We start from the raw sequence: 26,417 nt of genomic DNA, 5'->3' as shown, positions 1-26,417 counted from the left end.
ATCTTCGCCGTTACCTTCAATACGACGCTCAGTGCGCTTCGGACTCGAACGCGAACGGGCTGTGCGCGGCGATGGCGCCGTTCTGCACGAGTTCCGCCATGGCCGCGATATCGGGTGCGAAGTAGCGGTCCAGGTCGTAATGCGGCACTTCCTTGCGCACCGCAGCCATCACCTTCTGCAGCGCCGGGCTGGTCGCGTGCGGCGCGCGCAGGTCCACGCCCTGGGCCGCGGCCAGCAGCTCGATCGCGAGAATGTTGGCCGTGTTGCCGGCGATGTCGGCGAGCTTGCGCGCGGCGAAGGTCGCCATCGACACGTGGTCCTCCTGGTTCGCCGAAGTCGGCAGCGAATCCACCGAGGCCGGATGCGCGAGCGTCTTGTTCTCCGAAGCCAATGCCGCCGCCGTCACGTGCGCGATCATGAACCCCGAGTTCACGCCGCCGTCCTTCACGAGGAACGGCGGCAGGCCCGAGAGCGTCGCGTCGATCAGCAGCGCGATGCGGCGCTCGGCGAGCGCGCCGATTTCGGCGGCGGCCAGCGCGAGATTGTCGGCTGCGAACGCCACCGGCTCCGCGTGGAAGTTGCCGCCCGAGATGACTTCCTTGGTGTCCGGGAAGATCAGCGGGTTGTCCGAGACCGCATTGGCTTCGATCAGCAGCACTTGCGCGGCGTGGCGCATCTGGTCGAGGCACGCGCCCATGACTTGCGGCTGGCAGCGCAGCGAGTACGGGTCCTGGACCTTGCTGCAATCGCGGTGCGAAAGATTGATCGCCGAGCCGTCGAGCAGCGTGCGATAGGCCGAGGCCGCTTCGATCTGGCCGCGATGGCCACGCAGTTCGTGAATGCGCGCGTCGAACGGCTTGACCGAGCCGGCGGCCGCGTCCACGCACAGCGCGCCCGAGACCAGCGCGGTGCGGTACAGGTCTTCGATGGCGAACAGGTTGTAGATCGCCAGCGCCGTGGAGGCTTGCGTGCCGTTCAGCAGCGCGAGGCCTTCCTTCGCTTGCAGCGCGATCGGCTTGAGGCCGGCGGCGGCCAGACCCGCTTCGGCGCTGGCGCGCTTGCCGCGGATGAACACTTCGCCCACGCCCAGCAGCACCGCCGACATATGCGAGAGCGGCGCGAGGTCGCCCGACGCGCCCACCGAGCCCTTCACCGGAATGAGCGGCAGCACGTCGGCGTTGAACAGCGTGATGAGCATTTCCATCACTTCGCGGCGGATGCCCGAGTGACCGCGCCCCAGGCTCGACAGTTTCAGCGCAATCATGAGGCGCACGACCGGCAGCGACATCGGCTCGCCCACGCCCACCGCGTGCGAGAGCACCAGATTGCGCTGCAGCAGTTCGAGCTGATCGGTCGGAATATGCGTGCTGGCGAGGCGGCCGAAGCCCGTGTTGATGCCGTAGGCGGGTTCACCCTTGGCCGTGATCTCGGCAACGGTGCGCGCGCTCGCGTCGATCGCCGCGAAGCTTGCGGGGTCGAGCTGGAGCTGGACGCTACTGCTGTTCGCTGCGCGCGCGATCTGGCGCAGTTGCGGGAGGGTCAGATGGCCGGGCGTAAGAAGCATGATCGAATCCTGTCTATACAAGTCAACGTGGAGTCTAGCCTGGCGAGCCTGTATAGACAACCTCCGCGAGCCCCCGCCGGCCTGGGACAATCCATGAGTTCGCGCCTGCATCGCCACGGCGATGCAGGCGTGCCCGTCAGGCCAGCGCCTCCAGCCTGCCGCCGATAAATGCGAGGAAGCCCTGCACGCGCGGGGCAAGCGTCGCACTGCGGTCATAGACAGCGTGGATCGGCTGTTGCTCGGCGACGAGCACGTCGTCGAGCAGGGTCACGAGGCGGCCGGCCGCGCGATCCCCGGCGGTCATGAAATCGGACAGGCAGGCGACGCCCGCGCCAGCGAGCGCGAGCTGGCGTATCGTCTCGCCGCTCGACGCCGCGAGCGCCGGATGGGCCACGAAGCCCCCGGGCGTGGCTGGCATGTCGTCGAGCAGCGATGCCTGCGCCGCGGACGACGCCCCGCCAAGCGGCCAGCAGTTCGCCTGCGTGGGCGCCGTGAAGCCGATCAGCCGGTGCTCGCGCAATTGCGCGAGCGTGCGCGGCGTGCCGCGCGCCGCGAGATAGGCCGGGCTCGCCACCACATGACGCCGGCTCGCGCCCAGCGTGCGCGCGTGCAGCGCGGCATCCGCGAAAGCGCCAACGCGAATGGCAATATCGACACGCTGCTCGTGCAGATCGGCGATGCGCTCATGGCTCGTCAGTTCGAGCTCGATCAGCGGATAGCGTTGGGCAAACGCGGCCATGTGCGGCGCGATGCAATGGAGCATGAAAGGCGCGCCCGCATCCACACGCAAGCGTCCCGAGGGCTGCTCGCGATGGCGCGAGACGGCCTCTTCTGCGTCCTCCATCGCCGTGAGAATGGCGCGCGCGCGTTCGAGAAACAGCTCGCCCTCCTCGGTCAATTGCAGGCGGCGCGTGGTGCGCACGAGCAGCGCCACGCCCAGCTGCTTTTCGAGCCGCGTGAGCGCCCGGCTCACGCCGGAGACGGTCTGCTCGAGTTTTTCGGCGGCGGCGGTGATCGACCCCGCATCGATCACCGTGACGAATACGAGCAATTCGTCGGTCGATGTTTTCATTATTGATCCGCTGTCAAGATTGATCCGAGACTAACACGGCTGAGTGGGCCTAAAAAGCCGCCTGAATGCGTGTCCAGGACCACCATGCTGTTGCGTATCCGTAAGGTCGGTTCGATAGAATCGCCCCGAATCGCACTATCCGCCGTCGCGTCTTTTACTCCGGCAACCCAATGCCTCTCGCGCTGAACTTCTACTGGCTGACCAATCTGCTCGCCATCCTCTTCGTGGTTGCGTGTCTGTACGACTCGCGCTACGACGAATATGGCACGCTGACCCTCGCGGCCGCCGCGATGGGCCTCATCGTGATGGCCATCGAGGTATTGCTGCGCCCCGCTTTCGAGATGTCACTCTAGCGTTTTAGCGCCCCCCATCCCGTCTATTCGTCCTCCGAAACAGTTGCGCGCCGCGTCATCCTGACGGGCGCCTTCACGTCGATCCGACCGTGACCGGCTCAACCGAATACCGTCATTCGAACAGCTCCACCAGACGATCGAGCGCGCTCGACCATCCTTCGCGATGCGCATCGCGCGTGGCTTCGTCGAGGAAGCGTTCGTGGCGCAGCATGACCTCCGTCGTCGGGCCATCGGCGCGCAGCACGACCGTCACGCGCGATTCGCGCTCGGGTTCGCTGCGCCATGCCCATGTGAATACGAGCTTCGCCTCGGGCACGACGTCCAGATACGTGCCGCTCGCGTCGTATTCTTCGCCGCCGGGCGAGCGCATGATCACGCGAAAACGTCCGCCCACGCGCACATCGGCCTCGGCATGCAGGCAGATCGTGTCGAGCGGATGCATCCAGCGCATCAGTTGCGCGGCTTGCGTCCATGCCGCGTAGACCTTCGCGACGCTCGAGTCGATGCGGCGCCTGACAATGAGGCTGGGGTGGGCGTGGGCGGCGGCGCCGGCTGTTCCCGCGCCGTGCTCCGCGCGGTGCTCCGGACGGCTGGGCTGGGTGGACATGCCTCCTCCTCCACAAAAGCGGCGAGACGATCGAGTGCGCTGCTCCAGAAGCGTTCGTAGTGCGCGAGCCACTGCATCGCGTCCTCCATCGGCCCCGCCGCGAGCCGGCACGCCACCGTGCGCCCGGTCTTCGCACGCAGGACGAGCCCCGCATCGGCGAGCACATCCAGATGCTTCATCACCGCGGGCAGCGACATCGCGAACGGCTGCGCGAGCGCGCTCACCGAGAGCGCGTCCTGCTGGGCGAGCCGCGCCAGCAGCGCGCGCCGCGTGGGGTCCGCCAGTGCCGCGAAGATGCGGTTCAACGCGTCGTCTTCATGCTTAACCATACGGTTAAGCATAGGAGGGGCGCCGCCGATGTCAAGGCAGCATTCGCGCAGCCCTTAAAATGCGTTTTCGCGGTGTCGTGCCTCGATATCTTTACACCGGCACGCCTTCTCAAGCCATCCGGAGACCTTTGCGCCATGCCGTCCAAAATCCGCAATTCCCTGCTCTGGATCTTCGATGCCTTCGAGCGTGACCCCGGCTATCTGCACAAGCAGATGTTCGGCGCCGACGCCGCCTATTTGGACGGCCTGCTCTGCCTCATCGCCGCCGACCGCGAAAAGCCCTTTAACGGCCTGCTGGTCTGCACGTCGCACGATCGGCACGCCGCGCTCATCGACGAAATACCTTCGTTGCAGCCGCATCCGGTGCTGGGCAAGTGGCTGTACGTCACGCAGGACGATGCGGAATTCGAAACCGCCGCGCAGCGCCTGACCGAACTCGTGCTGGCGCGCGACCCGCGCGTGGGCGTGGAGCCCAAGCCACGCAAATCGGCGCGCAAATCAACCGGCAAATCGGGCAAGCGACGCGGCAACAGCGCGCTGCCGAAGTGAGGAGGCGCCCGCGCTTGCGAACGCAGCCAAGGCGCGCCGGGAGCGCACAATTGCGCGCGCCGAATGCCGCACGGCCCGCGCCGCCACAAAGCGAACGCGGGCCGTGAAGCCGGCAGGACGGGCCGCCTCGGGTCCGTCTTGCCGAAGACCGGGCTATGTGGGCGCTAGCCGCGCATCAGATAGCCCAGCCGCCCAGGTAGAACGCCACGAGCACAGCAGCGATGATCACCGTGCCGACGTTGAGCTTCTTGAACTCGCCGCTCACCACGCGACCGATCACGAGCGTCGCGAAGCCCAGCATGATGCCCGTGACGATGTTGGCGGTGAGCACGATGAACACGGCGCACACGAGGCCCGACATCGCATCCACCATGTCGTCCATGTCGAGGCGCGAGACGCTCGAGAGCATCATCAGGCCCACATACATGAGCGCCGGCGCCGTGGCGTAGGAAGGCACGAGGCCCGCGAGCGGCGCGAAGAACATCACCGCGAGGAACAGCACGCCCACCACGGCTGCGGCCATGCCGGTCTTGGCGCCTGCTGCCACGCCCACCGTCGATTCGATGTAAGCCGCTGCCGGCGCGCCGCCGAAGAAGCCCGAGAAGATCGAGCTGACCGAGTCGGCCGTGAGTGCGCGGCCGCCGTTGATGATGCGGCCGCTGGCGTCGAGCTGGCCAGCCTGGCCCGCCACGGCGCGGATCGTGCCGGTCGCGTCGAACACGGCGGTCATCACGAGTGCGAGCACGCTCGGCAGCACGGCGAGCGAGAGCGCGCCCTTGATGTCCATGGCACCGATCAGCGAGGCATGGCCCGGCGCCGAGAGCGACGGCCACGCGAACACGCCGTGGAACGTCACGGCCGGGTCGATGGCAAGACCGAGCGCAGAGATCGCGACGATCACGATCAGGATCGAGCCCGGCACGCGGCGGCGCACGAGGCCGAAGATCGCGGCGAGACCGACCACCGAGAGGATCACGGGCAGCGAGGTGACCGGACCGAGCGAAACCGGCAGGCCGGCGCCCGGGTTCTTGATCACGAGGCCCACGTCGTTGGCGGCGATCAGCAGCAGGAACAGGCCGATGCCGATGCCCGTGCCGTGCGCGATACCGTGCGGCAGGTTGCGCAGGATCCACGAGCGCACGCCGGTGACCGAGATGCTGGTGAACACGAGGCCCATCAGGAACACGGCGCCGAGCGCGACTTCGGGCTTCAGGCCCTTGCCGAGCACGAGGCCGAACGCGGTGAATGCGGTGAGCGAGATCGCGCAGCCGATGGCGATCGGCAGACGCGCCCACAAGCCCATCAGCAGCGAGCCGAACGCCGTGGTGAGACATACGGCGACAAACACCGCGCTGGTGTCGAAGCCCGCCTTGCCGAGCATGCCCGGCACGACGAACACGGAATACACCATCGCAAGGAACGTGGTGATGCCGGCGACGCTTTCCTGGCGCACCGAGCTGCCGCGCGTGGAAATATCGAAGTAACGGTCGAGGAAACCGGTCGAGCCAACGGCGTCGGCGGTATCGCCCTTGCGGATCGCAGCGGTAGCCACTTCGGCCACCTGCTGTGCCTGGGGTTCCATCATGGTGAGGCCTCCTTTATCAGCATGCTGAAACGGTCCGCGTTATGTGGTGCGGATCCGTCATCAGGTTCGTCTCGTCTGGATTGACTAGTGGTGTCGACGCCAGCCAGGCGCGCCTCGCAGCGCGCTATACCCATTCATTTATTTGACATCTTTTTACAGGCTCGAAGATTAGGCGAACCCGTCCCATGCTCCCATCGCGCGAATCACATTGACGACATGCCGTGACGCTTATATCGCCGTACACAGGGCGCGAAGCCCCGCCGGGCCTCGTGTTTACCCCGGGGCTGCCAGGGGCCCCGTCCGCACTCCGATGCGCTCGCGCGCCCGCCTGGAACGCGCCCGAACGGCCCTGCGACGTGGGTTTTGTCAGCAGATTAGCGGCAGTTTCGGCCGGAATGAGACCCCATGCGGGTTAAACTCTCACGCACCCGACCCGGTTTTCCCCTCGCCGCGCGCCACGCGCCGGCCGCTCCTGGAGTTTCTGTTGATGAGAGGCGGTTTCGCACGTCCCGTACTGTCCCCCCGGCACGCCCTCGCCCTGCTTGCGCTGTTTGCTTTAGCCGCACTGTCGGGCTGCACCCTGTTCAGCCCATACCAGACGCCCGCGCCCATCGTCGAGGCGCCCATTGGCGTGAGCGCGCCGGAGGGGCTCACGAGCGAACCCGAAGCCGCCTCCGCGCCCGAAGCGGCAAGCGCTCCGCAGCCGGCCGAGGCAAAGCCCGCGCCCAGAAAACCGCACATCCCGCCCGTGCGGCGGCCCAAGCCCACGCCGCCGCCGCCCGCGCCCGCGAGCGCGCCCCCGCCCCGCCGCCCGCCCCGCTCGTGCAGAGCCGCACCCTCGAGCGCGGCACCTTCCGCACGCTGCTCGACAGCGAAGTGCGCAAGCCCGACGGCAAGGTCGTCGGCCGCGCCGTGGACATGGTCGCCGGCCCCGGCGGCAAGCCGCAGGAACTGGTCGTGAACCTGCAAGGCTTCATGGGCGTGGGCGACCGCAAGGCCAACTTCCCGTGGAGCGCCGTGCGCATCAACACGCCGGCGAAGACGCCGGCCATCACGCTCGCGCTCACGCCCGCCCAGCTGCAGGTGCCGGACCGGCCCAAGTCGGGTGCGCCGCAGCCCGGCACCTCGGAGGCGAGCCCGACGCGCCTGCCAATGCTCGACGCCAACGTCGAGCGCGCCAACGGCGCCAAGGTGGGACGCGTGGTGGACGTGCTGATCGGCGGCAGCGCCGACCCGCTCGCTGTCGTGCTCGACGTGAGCGGCACGCTGGAGAAGCGCCGCACGATCGCCGCCGACTGGTCGGCCCTGCGTTTCGTCACGAAGAACAACGCACTCGAAGCCCTGCTCGAGATGAGCGACCAGCAGATCGACGCTTCGCCCGCCTATGCGAGCGATCTGCCGGTTCGCGCCGTCAGTCCCGCAGCGGCGCCGGCCGCCCCCGCAGCTCCCGCGCGCGGTGCCCAATGACCGGCACGACGCATCCCACCCCCAGTCTGCGAAGCGTGCGCGCGCTCGACTGGCTCAACTTTTTCGTCGCGAACGTGCAGACCGGGTTCGGCCCGTTCATCGCCTCTTACCTCGCCTCGCACAAATGGACCCAGGGCGAAATCGGCCTGGCGCTCTCGGTGGGCACGATCAGCGCCATGGTGAGCCAGGTGCCGGGCGGCGCGGCCGTGGACGCCCTGCGCAACAAGAAAGCCGCCGCCGCCTGGGCGATCATCGCCATCATTCTCTCGGCGGTGCTGCTCGCGTTGAGCCCGACCGTCGTGCCCGTGATGGCCGCCGAGGTGTTCCACGGCTTTGCGAGCTGCATGCTGGTGCCTGCCATGGCGGCGCTCGCGCTCGCGCTGGTGGGCCGGCAGAACCTGGGCGACCGGCTCGGGCGCAACGCGCGCTGGGCCTCGATCGGCAGCGCGGTCGCGGCGGGCCTGATGGGGCTGTGCGGCGAATACATCTCGCCACGCGCGGTGTTCTGGCTCACGGCGGCGCTCGCGCTGCCCGCGCTCGTCGCGCTCGCCATGATCGAGTACGACAAGCACGCCCACGCGCCCAAGCCGCTGAAAAGCCGCCCTGACGACAAACCCGCGAAAGCCGCGACCGCAGCACTCCCGGACGAGCCGCGCGAAACCATCCTCGATCTGCTGCGTGACAAGCGCATGCTGACCTTCGCGGCCTGCGTGGTGCTGTTCCACCTCTCGAACGCCGCGATGCTGAACCTTGCGGCGGGCGAAGTGACGGCCGGAATGGGCGACAACGTGCAGCTCGTGATTGCGGCGTGCATCATCGTGCCGCAAGCGATCGTCGCGCTGATGTCGCCGTGGGTGGGCCGTACCGCGCAGCACTGGGGCCGCCGCCCGGTGCTGATTCTCGGCTTCAGCGCCCTGCCGCTGCGCGCGCTGCTGTTCGCCGCGGTCGGCAACCCGTACTTCCTCGTGCCGGTGCAGATGCTCGACGGCATCTCGGCCGCCGTGTTCGGCGTGATGCTGCCGCTCATCGCCGCCGACGTGGCCGGCGACAAGGGGCGCTACAACTTGTGCATCGGGCTCTTCGGGTTATCGGCGGGCATTGGCGCCACGCTCTCCACCGCGCTCGCGGGGTTCGTCGCCGACCATCTGGGCAATACCGTGAGCTTTCTCGGCCTCGCCTCGGCGGGCGCGGCAGCGGTACTGATGGTGTGGTTCGTGATGCCGGAGACGCGCGACGCGTCAGAGGAGGAAACCGTCGGCGACAAGACCGCATGACGGTGTGGTGAAGACCCAGCCTGCTGGCCCGTGCCGCGAACGGGCCAGCGGAACAGGAGACATCGGCTGGGGGAAAGCTGGGCGCTGCCGGAGAAGGCGATTAGACGCCCGCAGCCCGCATCGAACGTTCGATGCGGGCTGTCGTAAGCAGACCCAAGCAGACCCAAGTAGACCTAAGCGGCGGATTTGCCGCTGCAACCTGGGCGCGGCCGGGCCGACTGAGACGCGACTACGATGCAACCGCTATGTGACCGCTATGTAACCGCAATGCGGCGGTCAGGCGCGCGCCACGCAGCGCTTACGCCGCGAGCGCCTCGTCGAGACGCGCAGCCACGACACCGCTGGGAAAGGCGTCCAGCTTGCTGGCAAGAATCATGGCGTCGGCATTGGCCGGGCGATGGCGGCGGTTGGGGCTGGGGCGGAACACGGCGTCGCCGCGACGGATTTTCTCGCCGGTCAACGCGCACACCGCGCTGCGACGCGCGGTGCAAACCCGCCACAACTGGTCGGAGTAACGCCCATACGTGGCGTCGCTCCAGCAGACGGTGATGCTTTCCGGATCATGACGCCGGATCAAGGTAATGCCTTGTGCATCCCACGAACGCACGGTCGCGCGGCGCCGATTGGCCGCTTCCGATGCGCTGCGCGTGATGGGTACCGGTTTGCAACTCCTGACGCATTCAGGCTCGCCGTCCGGGCCCAAAGGCTCCGAGGCGGCGGACAGAAGATCAATGGTTTGTTGCCATGCGCTGCCGGTATCTAATTTCGTCATAATGCACCTCGTGCACGTGGAAACGATTCAAATATGCCGGTCGAATAAGCACTCTGCCACGTCCGGATTATAGCGTGCGATTCTCGCAAGCCACAGAAAAAACTGAATATTCACACATTAATCCCGGCACAGGCAAATGCAGCCATCGGCATTCAGCGGTAATTGTAAGACAGCAATACTCGTTTCTTTACATTTACTTCCGCAACTTTTTTGCCGATTTGTTGATCTTTAACATTTGCGTCAGGAAAAAATAACCGATACGTGTCGGTGGCATGGATCGACGAAGCATTGACAAGACTATTGCGGGCGCATGCAGCGTTCCTGTGCTGGATCGGCCTCAACAGGCTTCCCATCTATTACCGCGCGGCGGCGCGTGGCGTCCCGACACGCCATTCGTTGCAGCGCGATCAATGAAACGCATGTCCATTTCATGACAGGGGCATATTGAGGTTTCGCATCATGCAGGACAACCGCGCTGCGCGGAGAATTGTCGCACACAGCATGCGGATCCCCGGAGAACGGAAATTCGAGACTCACCTCTATTTCATGATGCATTAATCGAAAATGAATTGTGCTTTAGCGATTTAGTCATGTCCTTATGCGGCGAATCGCAAAGGCACGGGTAATAGCAACAGCGGCAACCGCGATTCCGGTCGAATTCGGCAATTCAAATTCCATCCAATGAGCGCGGCATTTGAGCGTCAATTCCGGGCCGATGGTTGGGCGCACAACGAATCGGCCCGCGCTCACTGACGGATCAGGCCCCACGCCCCTGATCGAGGAACTCGGCCGCGCGGTGCCTGAGCATGGCCCCGAAATCGTCGAGCCAGCCGATCGACAAACGCCAGCTTTGCCAGTAGAGCTCGACGTCGAGCGTGCGTCCCGGCGTAAGCTCGACGAGTTCGCCGCGCGCGAGATACGGCGCGATCATGCGTTCCGGGCACATGCCCCACCCTAGTCCGCTCACGCAGCAGCGCAGAAAACCCGCCACGTGCGGAATCCAGTGCAGCGGCGCGTCCACCTGCGCACGCGTGATGCGCCGCACGAAACGCTTTTGCAGCTGATCCTTTGGATTGAACTCCACGCATGGCGCGCGGCGCAGCGCCTCGCGTCCCACGCCGGCGGAAAAATAGCGCTCAAAAAACGCCGGCGAGCAGACCGCGAGGTAACGCATGCGCCCAAGCCGCGTCGAGCGGCAGCCCTGCACGGGCTCGGCCTGGGTCGTCACGGCGCCCTGCACGCTGCCGTCGCGCATGCGCTGCGCGGTATGGTCCTGGTCGTCGATCACGAGATCGAGCAGGATGCCGCGCTCGACACAAAAGCCCGCCACGGCGTCGATGAACCAGGTGCCGACGCTGTCGTCATTGACCGCGACGCGCAAGGTGGGGCGCGATGCGTCGAGCGCTCCGGCCACCGTGGGCATGCCGCCGCCCAGTTCCGCCTCGAGCAGTTGCACGCGCTCGGTGTGACGGCACAGCAGCGCGCCCGCTGCCGTGGCCACGCAGGGCTGGCCGCGCTTCACGAGCACGGTACCCACGCGCTCCTCCAGCAGCTTCACGCGCTGCGAGACCGCCGAAGGCGTGACGTTGAGCGCGCCGGCCGCGCGATCGAACGAGCCGTGCCTGATCACGGCCGCGAGCGCGTCGAGCAACGCATAGTCGAGCATTAGCGTTCCTTAATCCAGTTTAAGAAATTGAGCTTTGCTTAGGCAAGCCACGGCGGCAGACTAACGCCGAATGCTTCCTCTGTCCATGCGCCTGCCGCAACGTGCTTCGTCACCTTGCGCCTTGCGCCCCATTTCGGCCACCGGCCGCGCAACCATCATGAACTGGCTCGCTTTTTCGCACGGCGCGGCGCTGTGCGCCTCGCTCATCGTCACCATCGGCGCGCAGAATGCCTTCGTGCTGCGTCAGGGCATCCTGCGCTCGCACGTCGGCAAGATCGTGCTGCTGTGCACGCTGTCCGATTTCATCCTGATCGGCGCGGGCGTGGGCGGCGCTTCCGCGCTGGTCGAGCGCTATCCCACCTTCGTGCATCTCGTGCTTTATGTGGGGCTCGCATGGCTCGTATGGTTCGGCATCGGCGCGCTGCGGCGCGCGATGAAGCCCACCCATGCCGTGCTGGAGGCAGCCGGCGCGCAGGAAGCGCCCGCGCAGCGCGCGTGGCCGATCATCCTGATGACGCTCGCGTTCACCTGGCTCAACCCGCACGTCTATCTCGACACGTTCTTGCTGATCGGCACGGCCGGCGCGCGCGAGCCGCAAGGCAGCCGTCTCGCGTTCGCGATCGGCGCAATGTGCGTGAGCGCGGCGTGGTTCATCGGCCTCGGTTACGGTGCGCGCGTGCTGGCGCCGCTGTTCCGGCGCGCCGGCGCGTGGCGCGTGCTCGACGGCACGATCGGCGCGATGGTGCTCTTCATCGCGTTCGCGCAGTTGCGCTGACTGCGCCGCTGCGCCTGGGCGCAGCGTTCAGGGCGCCGCGCCCGCACCCTTGGGCGCGCCGCTGCGCGCGGGGTGCTGAATGGCGAGCAGCCCATCGACGAGTTCGTTCGACAGATAATGCGGGCCGTCGAAGATATAGACGCGATAGCCGTGATACCTCTGCAGTTGCGGCGCCAGTTCCGCCGCCGTGGCCGCGCGGAAGCCGCCGCCCTGCTTCGGCCTGAACGCCTCCGCGATGATGCGCACGCGGTCCTTGCCCAAACGCGCCACGAGCGCATCCGCGTACTCGCGCGCCGCCGCCGGGCCGCGCGCATACACCCCGCAGCCGTCTTGCAGCATCACGCCCACATCGTGCGGCAGCCAGTCGTCGAGCCACTTCGCCAGCGCTTCGCCGCCGATATTGCTGTTGTCGTAGACGCTGATCCACAGTGGATGCGGCAAGCGTTCCAGCAAGGGGGCGAGACGCTTCGCATCGGTCCAGGTCGGATCGACTTCGACCGGAAAGTACCAGCCGGTGATATGCACGGGCGGGCGCACGGCCGCGAGCTTGAGCGAGCGTTCGACGAGTTCTTCGACGTTCGCGCGCGCCTTCTTCTCATCGGCGTAGCCCGCGAGACCCACGATCACGCCGCGCGCCCACGGCTCGTTGGCGATGCGCACCCAGTCCGGCACGCGCGGCGCGGGCAGCCCCGCGCCAGCCATGTAAGCGACGTCGTCGACGGCGATCCATTGCACGAGCAATTCGTTGATGCCTAGCTTGTCCCAGTTGCCGTGCGGATCCAGCTGGTCGTTGCTCAGTTGCCAGACCACGCCTTGAGCAAGCGAGTCGGCGTGGGCCGGCACTTGCAGCGTGCAGCCGGCCGCCGCGAAAGCGCAAAGCGATGCGGCCACCGCGCGCACAAAGCGGACTTGAACCCGCACTTGAAAACGAGCGCGAAAACGGCGCGAAAAGAAGCAGCGAATCGGCATGGTCGCCTCCCTCCTCACCACGACAGCACAGTGCCGAAGAACACGCCGCCCGCGCGATCGTCGCCGCTCAAGCGCCAGCGGTATTGCACCGACACATCCACATACGAGCGCGGCGCGTTGTAGAAGCTGTCGCGGAACCAGTAGCGCGTCGAAAAGCCCACGCCCATGCCGAGCGGCACGCTGTGATTGATGCTCGAGTCGTAGTCCATGCCGATCACGCCATAAGGAAACACGGTGAGCTTCGGGCTGATGCTGTCGAGCCGCCACGTGCGCCCCAGCTCGAGATAGCCGGTGCCGTAGTTCCAGCCGTTGCTCACGTAATGGCCGACCTCGCCGTAGCCCTGCAAGGTCCACCACGAGGGCACGTCGAGACGGCGCTCGGTGCCGAAGCCGCCGGAATAAGCCAGACGCAGGAGCCAGTCGGAAGGCGCATGCGAGCCGATGGGAATGAGGCGCTCGAACGCGATGATGGCGTCGATCGATTCGAACGGCTTCGCGCGCGCGCCCACCGCGCCGATCGTCGTCGAGATGCCGCTGGGCGCAGCGCCCTTCGCGCCGAAGTCCTGATAGGCCCGCGCGTAGACCTCGAAGTTGCGATCGCCGAGCGAGCCGAACGGACGCCAATAGCCTTCGATGCCGGTCTGCCAGTCGTCCGCGCCGGGCACCGATCCGGTTGTCACGCCCGGCTGCAGTCCCGCGCCGCGATAGTTCAGCGAGGTGAAGAAGCCCCAGTCGCGTGTGACGTCCGCGTGCGCGTTGCGCAAGTCCTGCAACTGCGGCAGCGTGGCGGGCGCGACGCCGTCGGGCGGCGAAACGCCGTAGTCGATTGCGCGTTCGAAATAGCGGACAGCCGCCTCGTCGAAATGCGCGCGGTACGCGCTGTAGCCTACATCGCCCGCGGCCTGCGGCGGCAACGCGTGCGCCTCGTCGGCGTGGGCGAAATATTCATAGGCACGCCGGTCCGCGCCCGCGCGCTGCGCGATATAAGCCGCCGCAAGCGGCGGCATGCCGTCGAGCAGCCCCGCGTCGAGCGCCGCGCGCGCCTCGCGCGTCGCGCCGTCCGTGTCGCCGGCCGCCACCAGCGCATCGACCAGCTCGATGCGATGCTCGGGATCGTTGGGCGCCGCCGCCACCGCCGCGCGCGCGTAGCGGACCGCAGCGGCTTTGTCGCCGCGCTGCGCCGCGACAATATAGGCGCGGTGCGCGGCGAAGCCCGGATCGGCGGCATAGACATCGCAGGCCGTGCCGCTCGCGTCGACGGTGCAGTCGAACACCGGGCGCGCCGCTGTCGCCACGCGTTCGCCCTCCTGAGGTTGCGCCGGTTTTTGCGTCTGCGCGAGCGCCGTGCGCGCTGCGTAACGGCGCGCGGTGATCAGCGCATCGGTGTCGTCGCCAGCCGGCTCGAGCGGCGCGAGCAGATCGAGCGCACGCTGCGGCTGTCCCTCGGCGGTCCAGACATCGGCGACGATCACGCGCGCCACGCGGCGATCGCGCGGCGACGCATCGGCGATGCGCAGCGCCTGTGTGAAATCGTCGTCGGCCTGCGCGCTCTGCCCCTGCGCGGCGCGCGCATAGCCGCGCACCACGTAAAGCATCAGCGCCGGTTTGACCCCGGCGGCCAACGCATCGCTCGCGGCCGCGTCGAGCCCGGCCATGTCGCGTTGCGCGGCGAGCACATCGAACAGTTGCAAACGGTAGCCGATGCTGTCCGGCGCATAGGCGATCGCGGCACGCACGTGCGCTGCCGCTGCGGACAGGTCGCCGCCCTGCTGCGCCGTCTGGGCCGCCGCCGCTTCGCTCGGCGCGAGTCGCGCCCCCGCTTGCAGGCGGCGCGAGCGCAGTTGGGCATTGTCGCCGAAGCGCCGTTGCGCATCCTCAGCAAGCTGCAACGCGGCCGCATCGTGCCCCGCCGCCGTGGCCGAATCGATCGCGAGCAGCCACAGGCGCAGCACGTCGGGCCGCAGCGCGATGGCCTCGTTGGCTTCGCGCAGCGCACGTTCGTAGTCTTTCGCGGCGTACGCGCGGTAGGCATCGCCGGCGAGCTCCCACGCGCTGCCCGTGAGATTGTCGGGCGAGCCCGTGCCGGGCGGCGTGGCCGCCGCGCGTGCCCCCCGCGAACGCGCTTGCGCACCTTGCGCCGGGGCAAGCGCCGCCACCTGCGTATCGATCTGGCGCTTGCGCGCGACCAGCGACGCATCCGGCCCGAGTTGCGCGATCGCATCCGCGAGCGTGCTGCTCGCGCCGCGCCAATTGCCCTGCGCCGCCTCGGCATTCGCGAGCAGCAGATGCAGCGACGCCACGTCGGGCCGCTGGCGTATCGCCTCGCGGGCATAGCGCTGCGCCGCCGCATAATCGTGCTTCGCGTAGGCGTCGTAGCCCTGCTGCGCAACCCGGTACGCCGCGCCCGCAAGCGGCAGCGGCACGCTTGCCGAAGGCGCGGTTTCGCCCCATGCGGGCGCCCCGCCCACCAGACTCCCGGCGCTCGCAACGCTCACGAAGCCCGCCAGGCTCACGCGAGCAGCCGCCATCGATGCCGCCCCGGCCCATGCCGTGCAACGCTCCCGCATCGCCAATCGCTCCAGATTCCGCTTCTTCTTCATGATGCCGACGCCACTGTTGCGCGCCTGCGCGCCTGCTCGGCAATCGCCGCTGCCAGCGCCTGCGGCGTGATGACGCCCTGCTGGACCATATAATCGCCGATGCGCCCATGATCGGCGGGACGATAGCGCTGCAGCGCCGCTTCGAACGCCGCCCGCTTCACCGCGCCCTGCTCGATGAGCAGATCGCCGAGCAGCGGCACGGGCAGCATGCGCCGCCCGCCCGCTTGCGGGTCCGGCATGTCTTGTTGCGCTTCACGCTGACCGTCGCGCTGCGTGTCACCGTGTGCCGGCACGCCGCGCAGCAAACGCATGCCCTCGACGATCTCGCTTTCGCGCGCAATGCGCTGCACGATCGGCAACGCGGAGTGCGCCTGCAACGCCGCCAGCGCCTCTTCGCCGAGCGGGCTCGCACACAGCACGAGCGCGTGCCCCGCGCCATCGTCGCCTTGCGGCAACACGCGGTAGCGCACCACGAGTTCGAGCGGCAGATCCTGCGCGTGGCGCGCGAGCCGCGCGGCGTCCAGCGGCGCGCGCTGCAAATCGGACTGGAATGCGATCGCCTCGGCCAGCGTCTCTTCGTCGAGCCAGCCATGCGCCATCAGCACGCGGCCCAGCGGCGTCTCCTGCGCCTGCCCCGCCGCGAGCGCCTTTTCCAGTTGCTCGGGCGCGATCGCGTGCCATGAAACCAGCAGCTCCCCAAGGCGCTGACGCCGGTCCTTGAAGCCATCGGACGACGGGAAATCGTGCATCGTCTTGTCCCACACGAGCCGCTTGCCGGTGATGAGATAGCCGAGGTACATCTTCCACGCGCGCGAAACCGCCATGAAGTTCACGAAGTTGCCGATCACCATGCGCGGTATCGAGAGCAGCCCGTGCTCCCAGCCATAGAGCCGCGAAACGAAGTACACGCGCTGCCCCGTGCGCAGGATCAAGGCGATGCCGTTGGCCCACAAGAGCGCGGTGAACCAGGGCGAACTGGAGAACGGCGAGGCGACCAGATCCGGGCGCACCCCGAGCAGGTCCGCGTAGGTGAAGAGCAGGAACTGGATCAGCAGCGCGTAAGCGAGGATGCCCACGAACGCCGTGACCGTGCCCTTGCGGTCGCGCGCGAGCAGATAGCGGTTGGCGAGCGAGCCCACCCAGCCCACCTGCTCCCAGCCCTGCAAGCCGATGCCGAGCGTCCAGCGCGCGCGCTGACGATAAGCGGTCCGAAACGTATCGGGAAAGTACTCACGCACGCATAGCGGCATGGTGAGCGTGAATTCGCGCATCGGTCCGAGGCCGAACCATGTCTTGCGGCGCGTGGCGAACTGCACCGGAAAACGCGCGAAGATCGAATTCATGCCCATGCGGCCGAGGCGCTCGCCCACGTCGTAGTCTTCGGTGAGCGTCTCGGTGTTGAAAGGCTGGTTCTGCGTTTGCTTCGCGAGCCCCACGAGCGCGCGCCGCGAAAAGCAGGTGCCGACACCCGCAGAAGGCACCGAGCCCGCGAGGCTCTCGCGTACCACGAGGTCCTTCGCGTGCCACTCCGCGAACTCGTCCATATAGGTGCCCGCCACGAGCTCGTACCATTCGCGCTCGAGCGACGCGACCGGCAACTGGATCATGTCCTTGCGCGGCAGCAGGTAGTTGAAGAAGCGCAGCTCCAGCGGATGCAGCACGTCCTCGCTGTCGTGCAGGATCACGCCCGCGAACTCGATGCCGGCTTCTTCTTCCTTGCGAAAGATCGCCTGCACGATCCAGTTCAGGCAGTCGGCCTTGCAGGTGGGGCCGTCGTGCGGCACCTCCACGCGGTGCAACTGCTTGTAGCGCCGCCGCATGCGCTCGACTTCGGCGATGGTCGCCGCGTCGTTCTGGTAGGTGCCGGCGAAGATCACATAGTTGCGGTAGTCGAGCACCTTCACCGCGTTCTCGACCATTGCCGCGATCACGTCCTCCTCGCGCCAGGCCGGCACCATGATGGCGAGCCACTGCTGCTCGCGCTCGTAGAGCTGCTCGGCGCGCAGCGGCTGATGGCGGCGCTCGACGGTGAAGTGGCGGAAGATGCGGCGCACCCAGTACCACGCGTCGATGAACAGATCGTCGATGCTCGAAAGCAGGATGATCACCGCCACGGCCGCCGCCAGATACTCCATGCCCTGGTAGTAGCGGCCCGCCAGATAGTTCAGCCACCAGTCGATCGTGTTCCAGCTCACGCTCAGCCCTGCTTGTTATCGGAGTTGCCGGAGTCGCCGGAGCTGTTGCCGCTGCGGTCCTGGCCTGCGCTTTCGCTCTCCTTCGCCTTGACCTCGGCCTTCGCCGCCGCGGCAGCCGCAGCGGAACGCGCCCGCGCCCGGCTGCGCGCGTAGCCCGCGCCAAAAATCAATACGAGCAGCACCGCGATCGAAATCGAGGGCACGCCCCAGCCGGCCCAGTGGCGCGTGAGCCACGCGCGCTGGTCGTCGAGAGGCGGCACGCCGCCTGCGTACTGGGTGTCGAACTGCTTGAGCACGCCCGAGCCTGCGACGATCGCGACGTCGCCCTGCAGGTACTGGAGGCTCGCGGGCAGCTCGGGCGGCGCACCCACGCTGCGATAGAGCACGCCCGGCGTGCTGCCCGAGCGCACCACCTCGATCACGCCGAGCCTCGCGAGCCCCGACACGTCCATCAGCGTCGCGCCTCCGCGCCCCTTGAGCGCCACACGGCCGTTATCGAAGCTCGCGTGGCCGTCCTGCTTGTCGAGCGTGACATCGGCGGCGAGGAACGGGCCCGCCGGCTGCGCGGCCTGGCCGTCGGGCACGGCTTGCAGCGTCGCGCGCGTGGGCGAGACGCCCGTGGCGTTGGCCAGACGCGCGACGCGCGGCAGGCTCGCCACCGGATCGGCGAGATAGGACTGCGGCACGAGCACGGTGGCCTGCTGCGAGAAGCGCACGATCATGCCCGTGAAGTTCTCGGCAACGGGCCCGTGGCCGAGCACCAGATGGCTGCCCGGCAGCACCGCCACGGGATAGCCCTGCTCGCGCGGGCGGCATTCGCCCTGGGGCGGGCGCTGGAACTGCACGCGCAGCGCATTGGTGGTGCCCAGCGCGTAGGCCGGAATATCGGCGCTCACGCGTTGCTGGCGGCCGTCGGTGTCAAGCAGCTTCGCGCCGATCAGCACGCCATTGAAGAACACCGATACGGTCTCGCCGCTGCGCTCGGCCGCCGGCGCCGCCGCGACATCGAGCTCCACGCGGCGCGGAATCTCGCCGTTGCCCGACACTGCCGCGAGATCGAAATTCGCTTCCCAGACGGCGCTCGTCAGCACATTCAAGGTGCGCGGCGTACCGCCCACGAGCGACAGCGCAAGCTGGTCGGTGCTGCCGCCCGCGCTGCGGTTCGGCGCGGCGGCTAGTTCGTGCACCACCAGACGGTTCGATGCCCCAACGTCGCTCCACACGCGCGAAAGCGCGCTCACGCCGAGGTCGTCGCCAACCACGACCGTCGGCAAGCCGCCCGGATGCGCGAGGGCGACTTCGCCCTTGACGAGCGGATCGGACGACGCCGCGAGCAACGGCCCGCCCGCGCGCTTGCGCCATGCGTCGAACGCCTGCGCAGCCTCCGGCGACACGCTCTGCACCTGCGCGCGCAACGCATCGAGCGCCTCGCCGATATGCGCGCGCAGCGCGGCGTCGTCGATCACGACGTTCGGCGCGAAGGCACCCTCGGGCGCGAGCGCGATGAGCGCGCCGAGCTCGGCGGGGTTCGCGATCTTGTGGTCGCCGCCCGAGGCGAGCGCCGCGAACGCCGGCACGGCCTGCAATGCCGCGTTCATCTGCACGCTGCCCAGTTGCACGGTGTCGCCCACGGCGGGCATGATCTGCGTGACCGGGCTCGCGCCGCCGCGCATGAGCAGCGCTTCGAGCCGCCACGCGACGTCGTAGGCCGCGGCATCGAGTTTTGCGCCGCTCACCAAGACCACGGGTTTGGACGGCAGCGCGCTCCATGCCGTGCGCACGTCGTGAATCGACGCGGCGTCGAACTGGTAGCTCAAGCGCGTCGTTGGCGCGACGCGCCAGAGATTCGCGATCGCGGTCTGGTCCGTGCAATACGCGTCGCTGAGCACGGAAGACCAGTGCAGCCCCACGCGCACGAAGCCCGAGGGGCGCGGCGCACCATCCACGCCGAGGCTGACCGACCCGTCGCCTTGCGACTCGGTCAGATTGCGCGACTGCACGGGCGTGCCGTCGAGCGAGAGCAGGAAGGTCGTGCGCCCGCCATTGCCGCGCATATAGTTCGCGTCGAGTTGCAGCGCCGCATTCTGGATAGGCAAGTCGGCCGGCACCGGCAGATAGAGCTCCTGCACGGCGTCGGGCGCGCGCAGCACAACCGGCTCGCGCATGCCGAGATCGGCGAGCGACACGGTGCGCGACTCCACACGCCCCGCGCCGAGCTGCGCGAACGCGCCGGCGAGGTCCGCGGGCGCGGCGTGAGCGTGGGAGCTCAGCGCGCTCATTGCAGCGGACGCCGCATACAGCGCATAAACCGCCATTGCAATGCGCTTGCCGCGCGGGCGGCGCGTGCCCGTCACGCCCGCGGGATCGGCCGCACCTGGACTCCGATGCAAGGTCGAATTCGATTTCACGTCATGCCCTTGTTCGTACTTGTTACTTGTTATTTGTGCGCGGCCGCCCCGCGACGGCCCCTTTCGCTCACTGCGCGTCCGGGCGCGCGGCCAGCACCGGATGCGCATAGCCCGGCAGCCCATGGCTCGCGAACGGCGTGAACGGCTTGCCCATGAGCGCAGCGACGATCCGCTCCGAAGCGTGGCCGTCGCCATAGGGATTCACGCGGCGTGCGTATGCGCTGCGCGCCGACTCGTCGACGGCGAGTTCGAGCACCGCGTTATAGATCGCATCGCGGTCGGTGCCGATCAACTTGACCGTGCCGGCGGCCAGCGCTTCGGGCCGCTCGGTCACGTCGCGCATCACGAGCACCGGCTTGCCGAGCGCGGGTGCCTCCTCCTGCACGCCGCCCGAATCGGTGAGCACGATGGCCGCGCGCTGCATCAGGCGCACGAACTCGGGATAGTCGAGCGGATCGGTCAGGTGGACGTTGGGCGCGTTGCCGAGCGTCGCGAGCACCGGGCCGCGCACGTTCGGATTCAGGTGCACGGGGTAGACGATCTGCATCTTGCCGGTTTGCGCGAGCGCCGCGAGCGCCGCGCAGATCTGCTGGAAGCCCTCGCCGAAGCTTTCGCGGCGATGGCCCGTGACGAGCAGCAGGGGCCGGCCCGAGCCTTCGGGCTCGAGAAAGGGAAATTGCGCGTCGATGCGCGCGCGCATGGCGCCGTCGCTATCGAGGCGCGCGCACATGAGCCGCAGCGCGTCGATGACCGTATTGCCCGTGACGACGATGCGCCCGGTGAGCGCCTCCGCCTCGAGATTGGCCTGGGAGCTGGCCGTGGGCGCGAACAGCTGGTCGGCGACGACGTCCACCACGCGCCGGTTCATCTCCTCGGGCCAAGGCTCGAGCATGTTGCCGGTGCGCAGCCCCGCCTCCACATGCCCCACCGGAATGCGCCGGTGAAACGCGGCGATTGCGGCCACCATGCTGGTGGCCGTGTCTCCATGCACGAGCACGCGATCGGGCGCGACCTCGGCGAGCACCTCGTCGAGCCCCGCGAACAGGCGCGAGGTGAGCCCGTTGAGCGACTGGTTGGCGGTCATCGCCGCGAGGTTGTAATCAGGCTTGATGTCGAAAAGATCGAGCACCTGCTGCAGCATGCTCTGATGCTGTCCCGTCACGCAAACGAGGGACTGCACGCCGGGCTCGGCTTCGAGGCATTTCACGAGCGGCGCCATCTTGATGGCTTCGGGCCGCGTTCCGAATATCGACAGGATGCGCACGTGTGCAAGCTTCCGGTTATGACGGGTCAAAATGCGGCGGCAAAACGGTGGGTGCAATGAGCCGTTTCGCACAAGCCCCCTGGTGCGGACGTCCATCGACGGCAGCCTGCCATGCAGCAACCCCGGCGCTGCCATTCGTCTGATCGCCCATTCGCGACACTCTACCTTCTCCAAGCGAACCGACGCCAATAAATTGTCCGATAAAAAAGACACACTGGCGATTATTCAATTTATTGAAACGCATTTACCGATCACTGAGTGGTTTGCAATAGTGGCAACGCGCCCTCAGCCTGCGCGCCGCGCCATTTACAATGGCGCTCGCCCATTGGCCTTTCGTTGCGCTTCCCAGGAACCGCCCATGAACACCAGCCAGGCTTATTCGCGACCCGCCCGCCTGTTGCAGATTGCTTCGTGGATCATCGCGATCGTGTTCGCGCTGTTCCTCGACATGCTCGGCAGCCTCGTGATGCGCGACCTCATGTTCGCGCCGCAAGGCGGGCCGCCCCGCGTCGAGCAATTCGTCGACCGCGCCGCCGTCGCGCCGCTCGAAGCGCAAACGCGCGATCTGGAGCGCCAGCGCAGCGCACTCGACGACAAGGCGCAGACCCTGCGCATTGCGTACGACCGTGCGAACACCGACTATCGCGACGCCCAGGAAGGCCTGCGCAACTGGATCGCCACGCGCACGGCGACGGGCGACAACCGCAACGACATCGAATTGCTCGCGCGCACGCGCAAGCTCGACCTGCTGCAGGCGAGCGTGATCGACTGGCAGCGCCGGCGCGACGCGCTCGCCGACCAGCAGCGCGCGCTCGACGCGCGCGGCGAGCAATTGGGCGCGCAGCTCGCCCGGGCCCAGGCCGGCGCCGATGCGCGCTACGCCGCCGCGCAACGGCGCTACGAACTCACGGTGTTCGGCTGGCGTCTCGCACTCACGCTGCCGATCCTGCTGCTGGCCGTCTGGCTGTTCGTGAAGCGCCGCAAAAGCCGCTACTGGCCGTTCATTTATGGCTTCGGGCTCTTTGCGCTGTGCGCGTTCTTCGTCGAACTCGTGCCGTATCTGCCCGATTTCGGCGGCTATGTGCGCGTGCTCGTGGGCATTGCGCTCACGGTATTCGCGGGGCTCTACATGCTGCGCGCGTTCCAGCGCTACGTCGAGCGCAAGCGCGCGGAAATGCAGCAAAGCCAGAGCGAGCGCGCCCGCACCGTGGTCTACGAAAAGGCCATAGGCGCGTATCAAAAGAAGCTCTGCCCGTCTTGCGACAAGCCGTGGCATCTGGGCGGCGACCAGGTCTCGTTCTGCATTCACTGCGGGCTGAGGCTGTTCGAGGTCTGTTCCTGCGGCGCGCGCAATTTCGCATTCTTCCCGTTCTGCAATCAATGCGGCACGCATGTCACCCACGCCGACGACCGCGACGCTGGTGCCGGGCAAGCGGATTCCGCGGCGGATTCCGCGCATCGGTGACAAAATTGATCGCTTGCCTGATCGCCTGGCCGACGCGGCAAGCCACTAAATAACACGACCCCACCACACGAGACGCTTCAAGATGGACGATCAGGTACTCGACGCCTTCGACACGGCGCAATTGATCCCTGACTTCACTGCGCCGCAGCTGCCGAGCGAGCCGCCCGACCGCTCGACGCTCGACGCCGCCGAACACAACACGCGCCACTGGACGAGCGCCGCGCCCGGCCCGCTTACGCCCGGCTCCGACGCGCACCGGCGCGAGGCCTGCCGCATGTTCCACGAAACCTTCAACCCGTACCGGCCCTCGGTGCTCGCATGGCCGTCGCTCGAGCCCGCTGCGCTCAAGCGCATCGTCGAGCTGCCGATCTGGGACATCGCGGTGCAGACCGAGGGCAAGGCGCGCCTGCGCATGGCGGCCTATGCCGCGACGGTCGATGACCCCGAGATGCGCGCCGCGCTCGCGCTCAACGCGTGGGAAGAAAACCGTCACAAGGAAGTGCTTTCGCACATGGTGCGGGCCTATGGCATCGCGCTCGCGAGCGAGCCGCCCTACGAATTTCCGAAGGACGCGGAGTGGGCCTATCTCGTGACGGGCTACAGCGAATGCGTGGACAGCTTCTTCGCGTTCGGCCTGTTCGAAGTCGCGAAACGCTCGGGGCTGTTCCCGCCCGAGCTCATCGACACGTTCGAGCCCGTAATGCAGGAAGAATGCCGCCATATCCTGCTGTTCGCGAACTGGGTGGCGTGGCACCGCGCGCGGCTTTCGTGGTGGCGGCGCATCGCCTTCGAACTGAAAGTGGCGCGCGTATGGATGTTTCTGGGCTGGGAGCGCATCGGCCTCGCGCGCACCATGGACGCCGAGGGCAACGAGCAGCGGCAGGACAACAACTTCACGGTGAACGGCGCGCAGTCGGTCTCCGACGTGGACATCAACGTGCCCGACCTGATGCGCCTGTGCCTCGAAGAAAACGACCGGCGCTTCTCGGGCTACGACACGCGCCTGCTGCGCCCGGACACCATGCCGAAGCTCGTGCGCTTCGCGCTGCGGTTCGTGCGCAGCAAGCCGACCGCGCAGAAAAGCTGACGCGCCGCCTCGATGACGATATCGATGCAAAAAACGCCGGAAAATCTGGCGTTTTTTGCGTTTTTTGCGCTTACGCTCAGGCGCTCACCTTTTACGCGTCGTTCGTAACCGTGCTTGTGCCAAAGAGCGCGCCCACGCGCCCGGCATCGGCTGTACGCCACGCCTGCTCGAGCAACGCGTTCGCCTCCGCTTCGCTCGCCGCATGCGAAAAAGCCGCGAGGCGCACGAACTTCGTCGCCAGTTCTTCGCGCGAGAGCGTGTTGCCCGGATCGCCCTTGGGCTCGTCCACGCGCGCGCGCAACGTACGGCCGTCGCGCGTGGTCACGCTCACCTTGCCGATCCAGCGCGCCGGATACGCGCGGTCCACTTCTTCGTCGAGCACCATCGTCACGCGCTCGCGGAACGCCGCGATGTCCGCTTGCGCGTAGCCGTGCTCGAACTCGTTCACGCCCGCATAGCCGCGATACGCGCACAGGCCCAGCACCGTGCCAATGTTGAACTTCGCCTGGTGGACCGTGCTGGGCGTGGTCACGCAGCCCAGCACATCAATGGCGCCCTGGTGCACGTGCGCGGTCACGGCGGCGATGTCGTCCGGCGCGAGCCGGTGCTCGGCCATCGCGGCGAGCAACGCGTCGGCGGCCGGATGCGTGTGGCGGCAGGCAGCGTGATACTTGAACGAGGTCTCCACGATGGCCCAGCGCGCACCGAGCGCGTCGACGAGCTTCGCCGGATCCGCATCGCTCGACATGCCTGCTGCCATGCCCTGCGCGCCTTCGAGAACGCGCTGCGCGCCGCGAAATCCCTCGGCGGCCAGTTGGGCCGCCATCAGCCCGTTGGCGGCGGCCATCGCCGTGTGCAGTTGCTTGGAATCGGCGGCGTCGCGCAGGAATTCCCACAGGCCGCTCGCCTGGGTGCCGGCCGAGCCGAACGCGTCGAGCATCTGCGCGGGCGTGAGTTTCAGAAGCCGCCCGGCCGCCGCAGCCGCCGCAATCGTGCCCACCGTGCCGGTCGTATGGAATACTTTGTAATGCGAACGACCCATGAACTCGCCGACGCGAACGCCGACTTCATAGCCTGCCACCGACGCCGCGATGAACTCGCGCCCCGACGCGCCCAGCGCCTGCGCGAGCGCGAGCGTGACCGGAAACACCACGGTCCCGGGATGAAACACGGAGCCGTTGTGAACGTCGTCCTGCTCGACGAAGTGCGAGGCGGCGGCATTCGTCATCGCCGCGAAGTACGGGGTGCTGCGGCTGCGGTCGATCACGACGTCGCACGGATCCTGGGGGCTCCGCGCGCCGCGCGCCGCGCACGCGAAACGCGCAATGGTCTCGACCGGGTGTGCGCCCTTGCCGCCGAGCGCGGAGCCGAGCCAGTCCACGTAGAGATTGACGGTACGCTCGACCACCGGCGCGGGAATGGCGTCGAACTCGAGCGTGGCGGCAAAGGCCGCGAGCGTGCGGCTGGGATGATCGGTCATGGTGGAATTCATGGCTGCATAGGCGAAATGCACACGGGTGGCACGGGTGGCATGGGTGGCGCGGGTCGGTTCGAATCAGGCAAGCGTCGCGGTGGCCTGCATCGTCAGATAGCCCTCGTGGTCCTTGGCCCATAGTTCTATGGTGCGGCCGTCCACGGCGGGCTTGCCGCACAGCGTGAACGCATTGCCGCCGAAGGTGGGGCGCACGGCGCGAAACGCGAAGCTCGCGACCGTTGCGTGCGGCCGCTCGCGGTGCACGAGATCGAGCAGCAGCGTGGCGATGAGCGGCCCGTGAACGATGAGCCCCGGATAGCCCTCCTCCTGCGTGACATAGGGAAAGTCGTAGTGGATGCGATGGCCGTTGAAGGTGAGCGCCGAATAGCGGAACAGCATCACGGGGTCGCCTGCGAGCGTGCGCGACCAGGTGCTGTCCGCAGGCGCAGTGATGGGTTTTGGCGCGCTCGCGCCGGGCTGCGGCGCGTCGCGATAGACGATGTCGTGCTCCTCCTCGATGCACAGCGCGCCCGCCGATTCGTAGCGATGCTGGACCGTCACGAACACGAGCCGGCCGCTGCGCCCGGTCTTGTCTTCGATATTGGCAACCGTCGAGGTGCGCTGCGCCGTCTCGCCTGCACGCAGCGGCGCGTGGAACGTGAGCCGGCCGCCCGCCCACATGCGGCGCGGCAACGCGACGGGCGGAAGGAAACCGCCGCGCTTCGGGTGACCGTCCGCGCCCACTTGCGCGAGCGGCGCGACTGGCAGGAAATAGAGCCAGTGCCACAGCGGCGGCACCGCGTCGCCCGGTGCTTCGCGGTCGAGCGTGGCCGCGAGCGCGCGCAGCGGGAACGAGGTGATCTCGTCGGTGAGCGTTTCGGTCTTGTCGAGCCACGCTTCGAGCGGCACGGTTGGCGAGACTTCCTGTTCTGATTGGGACAC

General features: G+C 67.6%; 20 protein-coding genes and 1 pseudogene. 7 read left to right on the top strand and 14 right to left on the bottom strand.

Annotation, left to right across the window (positions count from 1 at the left end; translation table 11 throughout):
* Positions 1 to 28: 28 nt before the first annotated feature.
* Both hutH and PWP93_RS03915 read right to left on the bottom strand, forming a co-directional pair.
* Entirely contained in the window at positions 29 to 1,567 is a 1,539-nt protein-coding gene (gene hutH / locus PWP93_RS03920) for a histidine ammonia-lyase (RefSeq protein WP_421045002.1), read from the bottom strand.
* 133 nt (positions 1,568 to 1,700) lie between these two features.
* A complete protein-coding gene (locus PWP93_RS03915; RefSeq protein WP_421043532.1) occupies positions 1,701 to 2,636 on the bottom strand; it encodes a LysR substrate-binding domain-containing protein in 936 nt (311 codons plus the stop codon).
* Positions 2,637 to 2,806: 170 nt separating this feature from the next.
* Between PWP93_RS03915 and PWP93_RS03910 the strand changes: the two genes are divergently transcribed.
* A complete protein-coding gene (locus tag PWP93_RS03910) occupies positions 2,807 to 2,989 on the top strand; it encodes a hypothetical protein (RefSeq protein WP_028221745.1) in 183 nt (60 codons plus the stop codon).
* 112 nt (positions 2,990 to 3,101) lie between these two features.
* Here the strand turns inward: PWP93_RS03910 and PWP93_RS03905 are convergent, their stop codons facing one another.
* Entirely contained in the window at positions 3,102 to 3,494 is a 393-nt protein-coding gene (locus PWP93_RS03905) for an SRPBCC family protein (RefSeq protein ID WP_421045001.1), read from the bottom strand.
* Positions 3,440 to 3,925 (bottom strand): ArsR/SmtB family transcription factor, encoded by a 486-nt coding sequence (locus tag PWP93_RS03900; RefSeq protein ID WP_421043531.1) that lies wholly within the window; start codon positions 3,923 to 3,925, stop codon positions 3,440 to 3,442. Before PWP93_RS03900 ends, PWP93_RS03905 begins: the two co-directional genes overlap by 55 nt.
* 135 nt (positions 3,926 to 4,060) lie before the next feature.
* On the opposite strand from PWP93_RS03900, the gene PWP93_RS03895 reads away from it, so the two are divergent.
* A complete protein-coding gene (locus PWP93_RS03895) occupies positions 4,061 to 4,474 on the top strand; it encodes a hypothetical protein (protein ID WP_421043530.1) in 414 nt (137 codons plus the stop codon).
* 175 nt (positions 4,475 to 4,649) lie between these two features.
* On the opposite strand, the gene PWP93_RS03890 is transcribed toward PWP93_RS03895, so the two are convergent.
* Positions 4,650 to 6,059, bottom strand: a complete 1,410-nt coding sequence (locus tag PWP93_RS03890) for an NCS2 family permease (RefSeq protein WP_421043529.1) — start codon at positions 6,057 to 6,059, stop codon at positions 4,650 to 4,652.
* Positions 6,060 to 6,546: 487 nt separating this feature from the next.
* Here PWP93_RS03890 and PWP93_RS03885 point away from each other — a divergent pair.
* Together PWP93_RS03885 and PWP93_RS03880 are read left to right on the top strand one after the other, a co-directional pair.
* A pseudogene (locus PWP93_RS03885) lies at positions 6,547 to 7,526 on the top strand (PRC-barrel domain containing protein).
* On the top strand, positions 7,523 to 8,800 hold the full coding sequence (locus tag PWP93_RS03880) for an MFS transporter (protein ID WP_421043528.1): 1,278 nt from the start codon (positions 7,523 to 7,525) through the stop codon (positions 8,798 to 8,800). Before PWP93_RS03885 ends, PWP93_RS03880 begins: the two are co-directional and overlap by 4 nt.
* 298 nt (positions 8,801 to 9,098) lie before the next feature.
* Here the strand turns inward: PWP93_RS03880 and PWP93_RS03875 are convergent, their stop codons facing one another.
* A complete protein-coding gene (locus tag PWP93_RS03875; protein ID WP_413188530.1) occupies positions 9,099 to 9,572 on the bottom strand; it encodes a DUF3331 domain-containing protein in 474 nt (157 codons plus the stop codon).
* A gap of 757 nt (positions 9,573 to 10,329) precedes the next feature.
* The gene (locus PWP93_RS03870) at positions 10,330 to 11,238 is read right to left on the bottom strand and encodes a LysR family transcriptional regulator ArgP (RefSeq protein WP_421043527.1); all 909 of its coding nucleotides are present in this window, start codon (positions 11,236 to 11,238) and stop codon (positions 10,330 to 10,332) included.
* Positions 11,239 to 11,395: 157 nt separating this feature from the next.
* Here PWP93_RS03870 and PWP93_RS03865 point away from each other — a divergent pair, with 157 nt between their 5' ends.
* Positions 11,396 to 12,013, top strand: a complete 618-nt coding sequence (locus PWP93_RS03865) for a LysE/ArgO family amino acid transporter (protein ID WP_421043526.1) — start codon at positions 11,396 to 11,398, stop codon at positions 12,011 to 12,013.
* Between the two features lie 27 nt (positions 12,014 to 12,040).
* On the opposite strand, the gene PWP93_RS03860 is transcribed toward PWP93_RS03865, so the two are convergent.
* The 5 genes from PWP93_RS03860 to wecB all read right to left on the bottom strand — a co-directional run bounded on the left by PWP93_RS03860 (position 12,041) and on the right by wecB (position 21,449).
* A complete protein-coding gene (locus PWP93_RS03860; protein ID WP_421043525.1) occupies positions 12,041 to 12,934 on the bottom strand; it encodes a hypothetical protein in 894 nt (297 codons plus the stop codon).
* 62 nt (positions 12,935 to 12,996) lie between these two features.
* Positions 12,997 to 15,582 carry an NfrA family protein gene (locus PWP93_RS03855; RefSeq protein WP_421043524.1) on the bottom strand — a complete coding sequence of 862 codons (2,586 nt, stop codon included), beginning with the start codon at positions 15,580 to 15,582 and terminating at the stop codon, positions 12,997 to 12,999.
* Entirely contained in the window at positions 15,579 to 17,777 is a 2,199-nt protein-coding gene (locus PWP93_RS03850) for a glycosyl transferase family protein (RefSeq protein WP_421043523.1), read from the bottom strand. Before PWP93_RS03850 ends, PWP93_RS03855 begins: the two co-directional genes overlap by 4 nt.
* Before the next feature lie 2 nt (positions 17,778 to 17,779).
* Positions 17,780 to 20,185 (bottom strand): cellulose biosynthesis cyclic di-GMP-binding regulatory protein BcsB, encoded by a 2,406-nt coding sequence (locus PWP93_RS03845; protein ID WP_421043522.1) that lies wholly within the window; start codon positions 20,183 to 20,185, stop codon positions 17,780 to 17,782.
* A 67-nt stretch (positions 20,186 to 20,252) separates the two neighbouring features.
* Positions 20,253 to 21,449, bottom strand: a complete 1,197-nt coding sequence (wecB, locus tag PWP93_RS03840; protein WP_421043521.1) for a non-hydrolyzing UDP-N-acetylglucosamine 2-epimerase — start codon at positions 21,447 to 21,449, stop codon at positions 20,253 to 20,255.
* 358 nt (positions 21,450 to 21,807) lie between these two features.
* On the opposite strand from wecB, the gene PWP93_RS03835 reads away from it, so the two are divergent.
* Both PWP93_RS03835 and PWP93_RS03830 read left to right on the top strand, forming a co-directional pair.
* The gene (locus PWP93_RS03835; RefSeq protein ID WP_421043520.1) at positions 21,808 to 22,914 is read left to right on the top strand and encodes a hypothetical protein; all 1,107 of its coding nucleotides are present in this window, start codon (positions 21,808 to 21,810) and stop codon (positions 22,912 to 22,914) included.
* An 82-nt stretch (positions 22,915 to 22,996) separates the two neighbouring features.
* Positions 22,997 to 24,001 carry a ferritin-like domain-containing protein gene (locus tag PWP93_RS03830; protein WP_421043519.1) on the top strand — a complete coding sequence of 335 codons (1,005 nt, stop codon included), beginning with the start codon at positions 22,997 to 22,999 and terminating at the stop codon, positions 23,999 to 24,001.
* A 91-nt stretch (positions 24,002 to 24,092) separates the two neighbouring features.
* On the opposite strand, the gene PWP93_RS03825 is transcribed toward PWP93_RS03830, so the two are convergent.
* The gene (locus tag PWP93_RS03825) at positions 24,093 to 25,481 is read right to left on the bottom strand and encodes an MmgE/PrpD family protein (protein WP_421043518.1); all 1,389 of its coding nucleotides are present in this window, start codon (positions 25,479 to 25,481) and stop codon (positions 24,093 to 24,095) included.
* Positions 25,482 to 25,556: 75 nt separating this feature from the next.
* The gene (locus PWP93_RS03820; RefSeq protein ID WP_421024278.1) at positions 25,557 to 26,417 is read right to left on the bottom strand and encodes an FAS1-like dehydratase domain-containing protein; all 861 of its coding nucleotides are present in this window, start codon (positions 26,415 to 26,417) and stop codon (positions 25,557 to 25,559) included.

The organism is Paraburkholderia sp. A1RI-2L (genome assembly GCF_048957375.1).
Taxonomy (GTDB): domain Bacteria; phylum Pseudomonadota; class Gammaproteobacteria; order Burkholderiales; family Burkholderiaceae; genus Paraburkholderia.
This window is presented reverse-complemented; position numbering and strand designations above follow the sequence as displayed.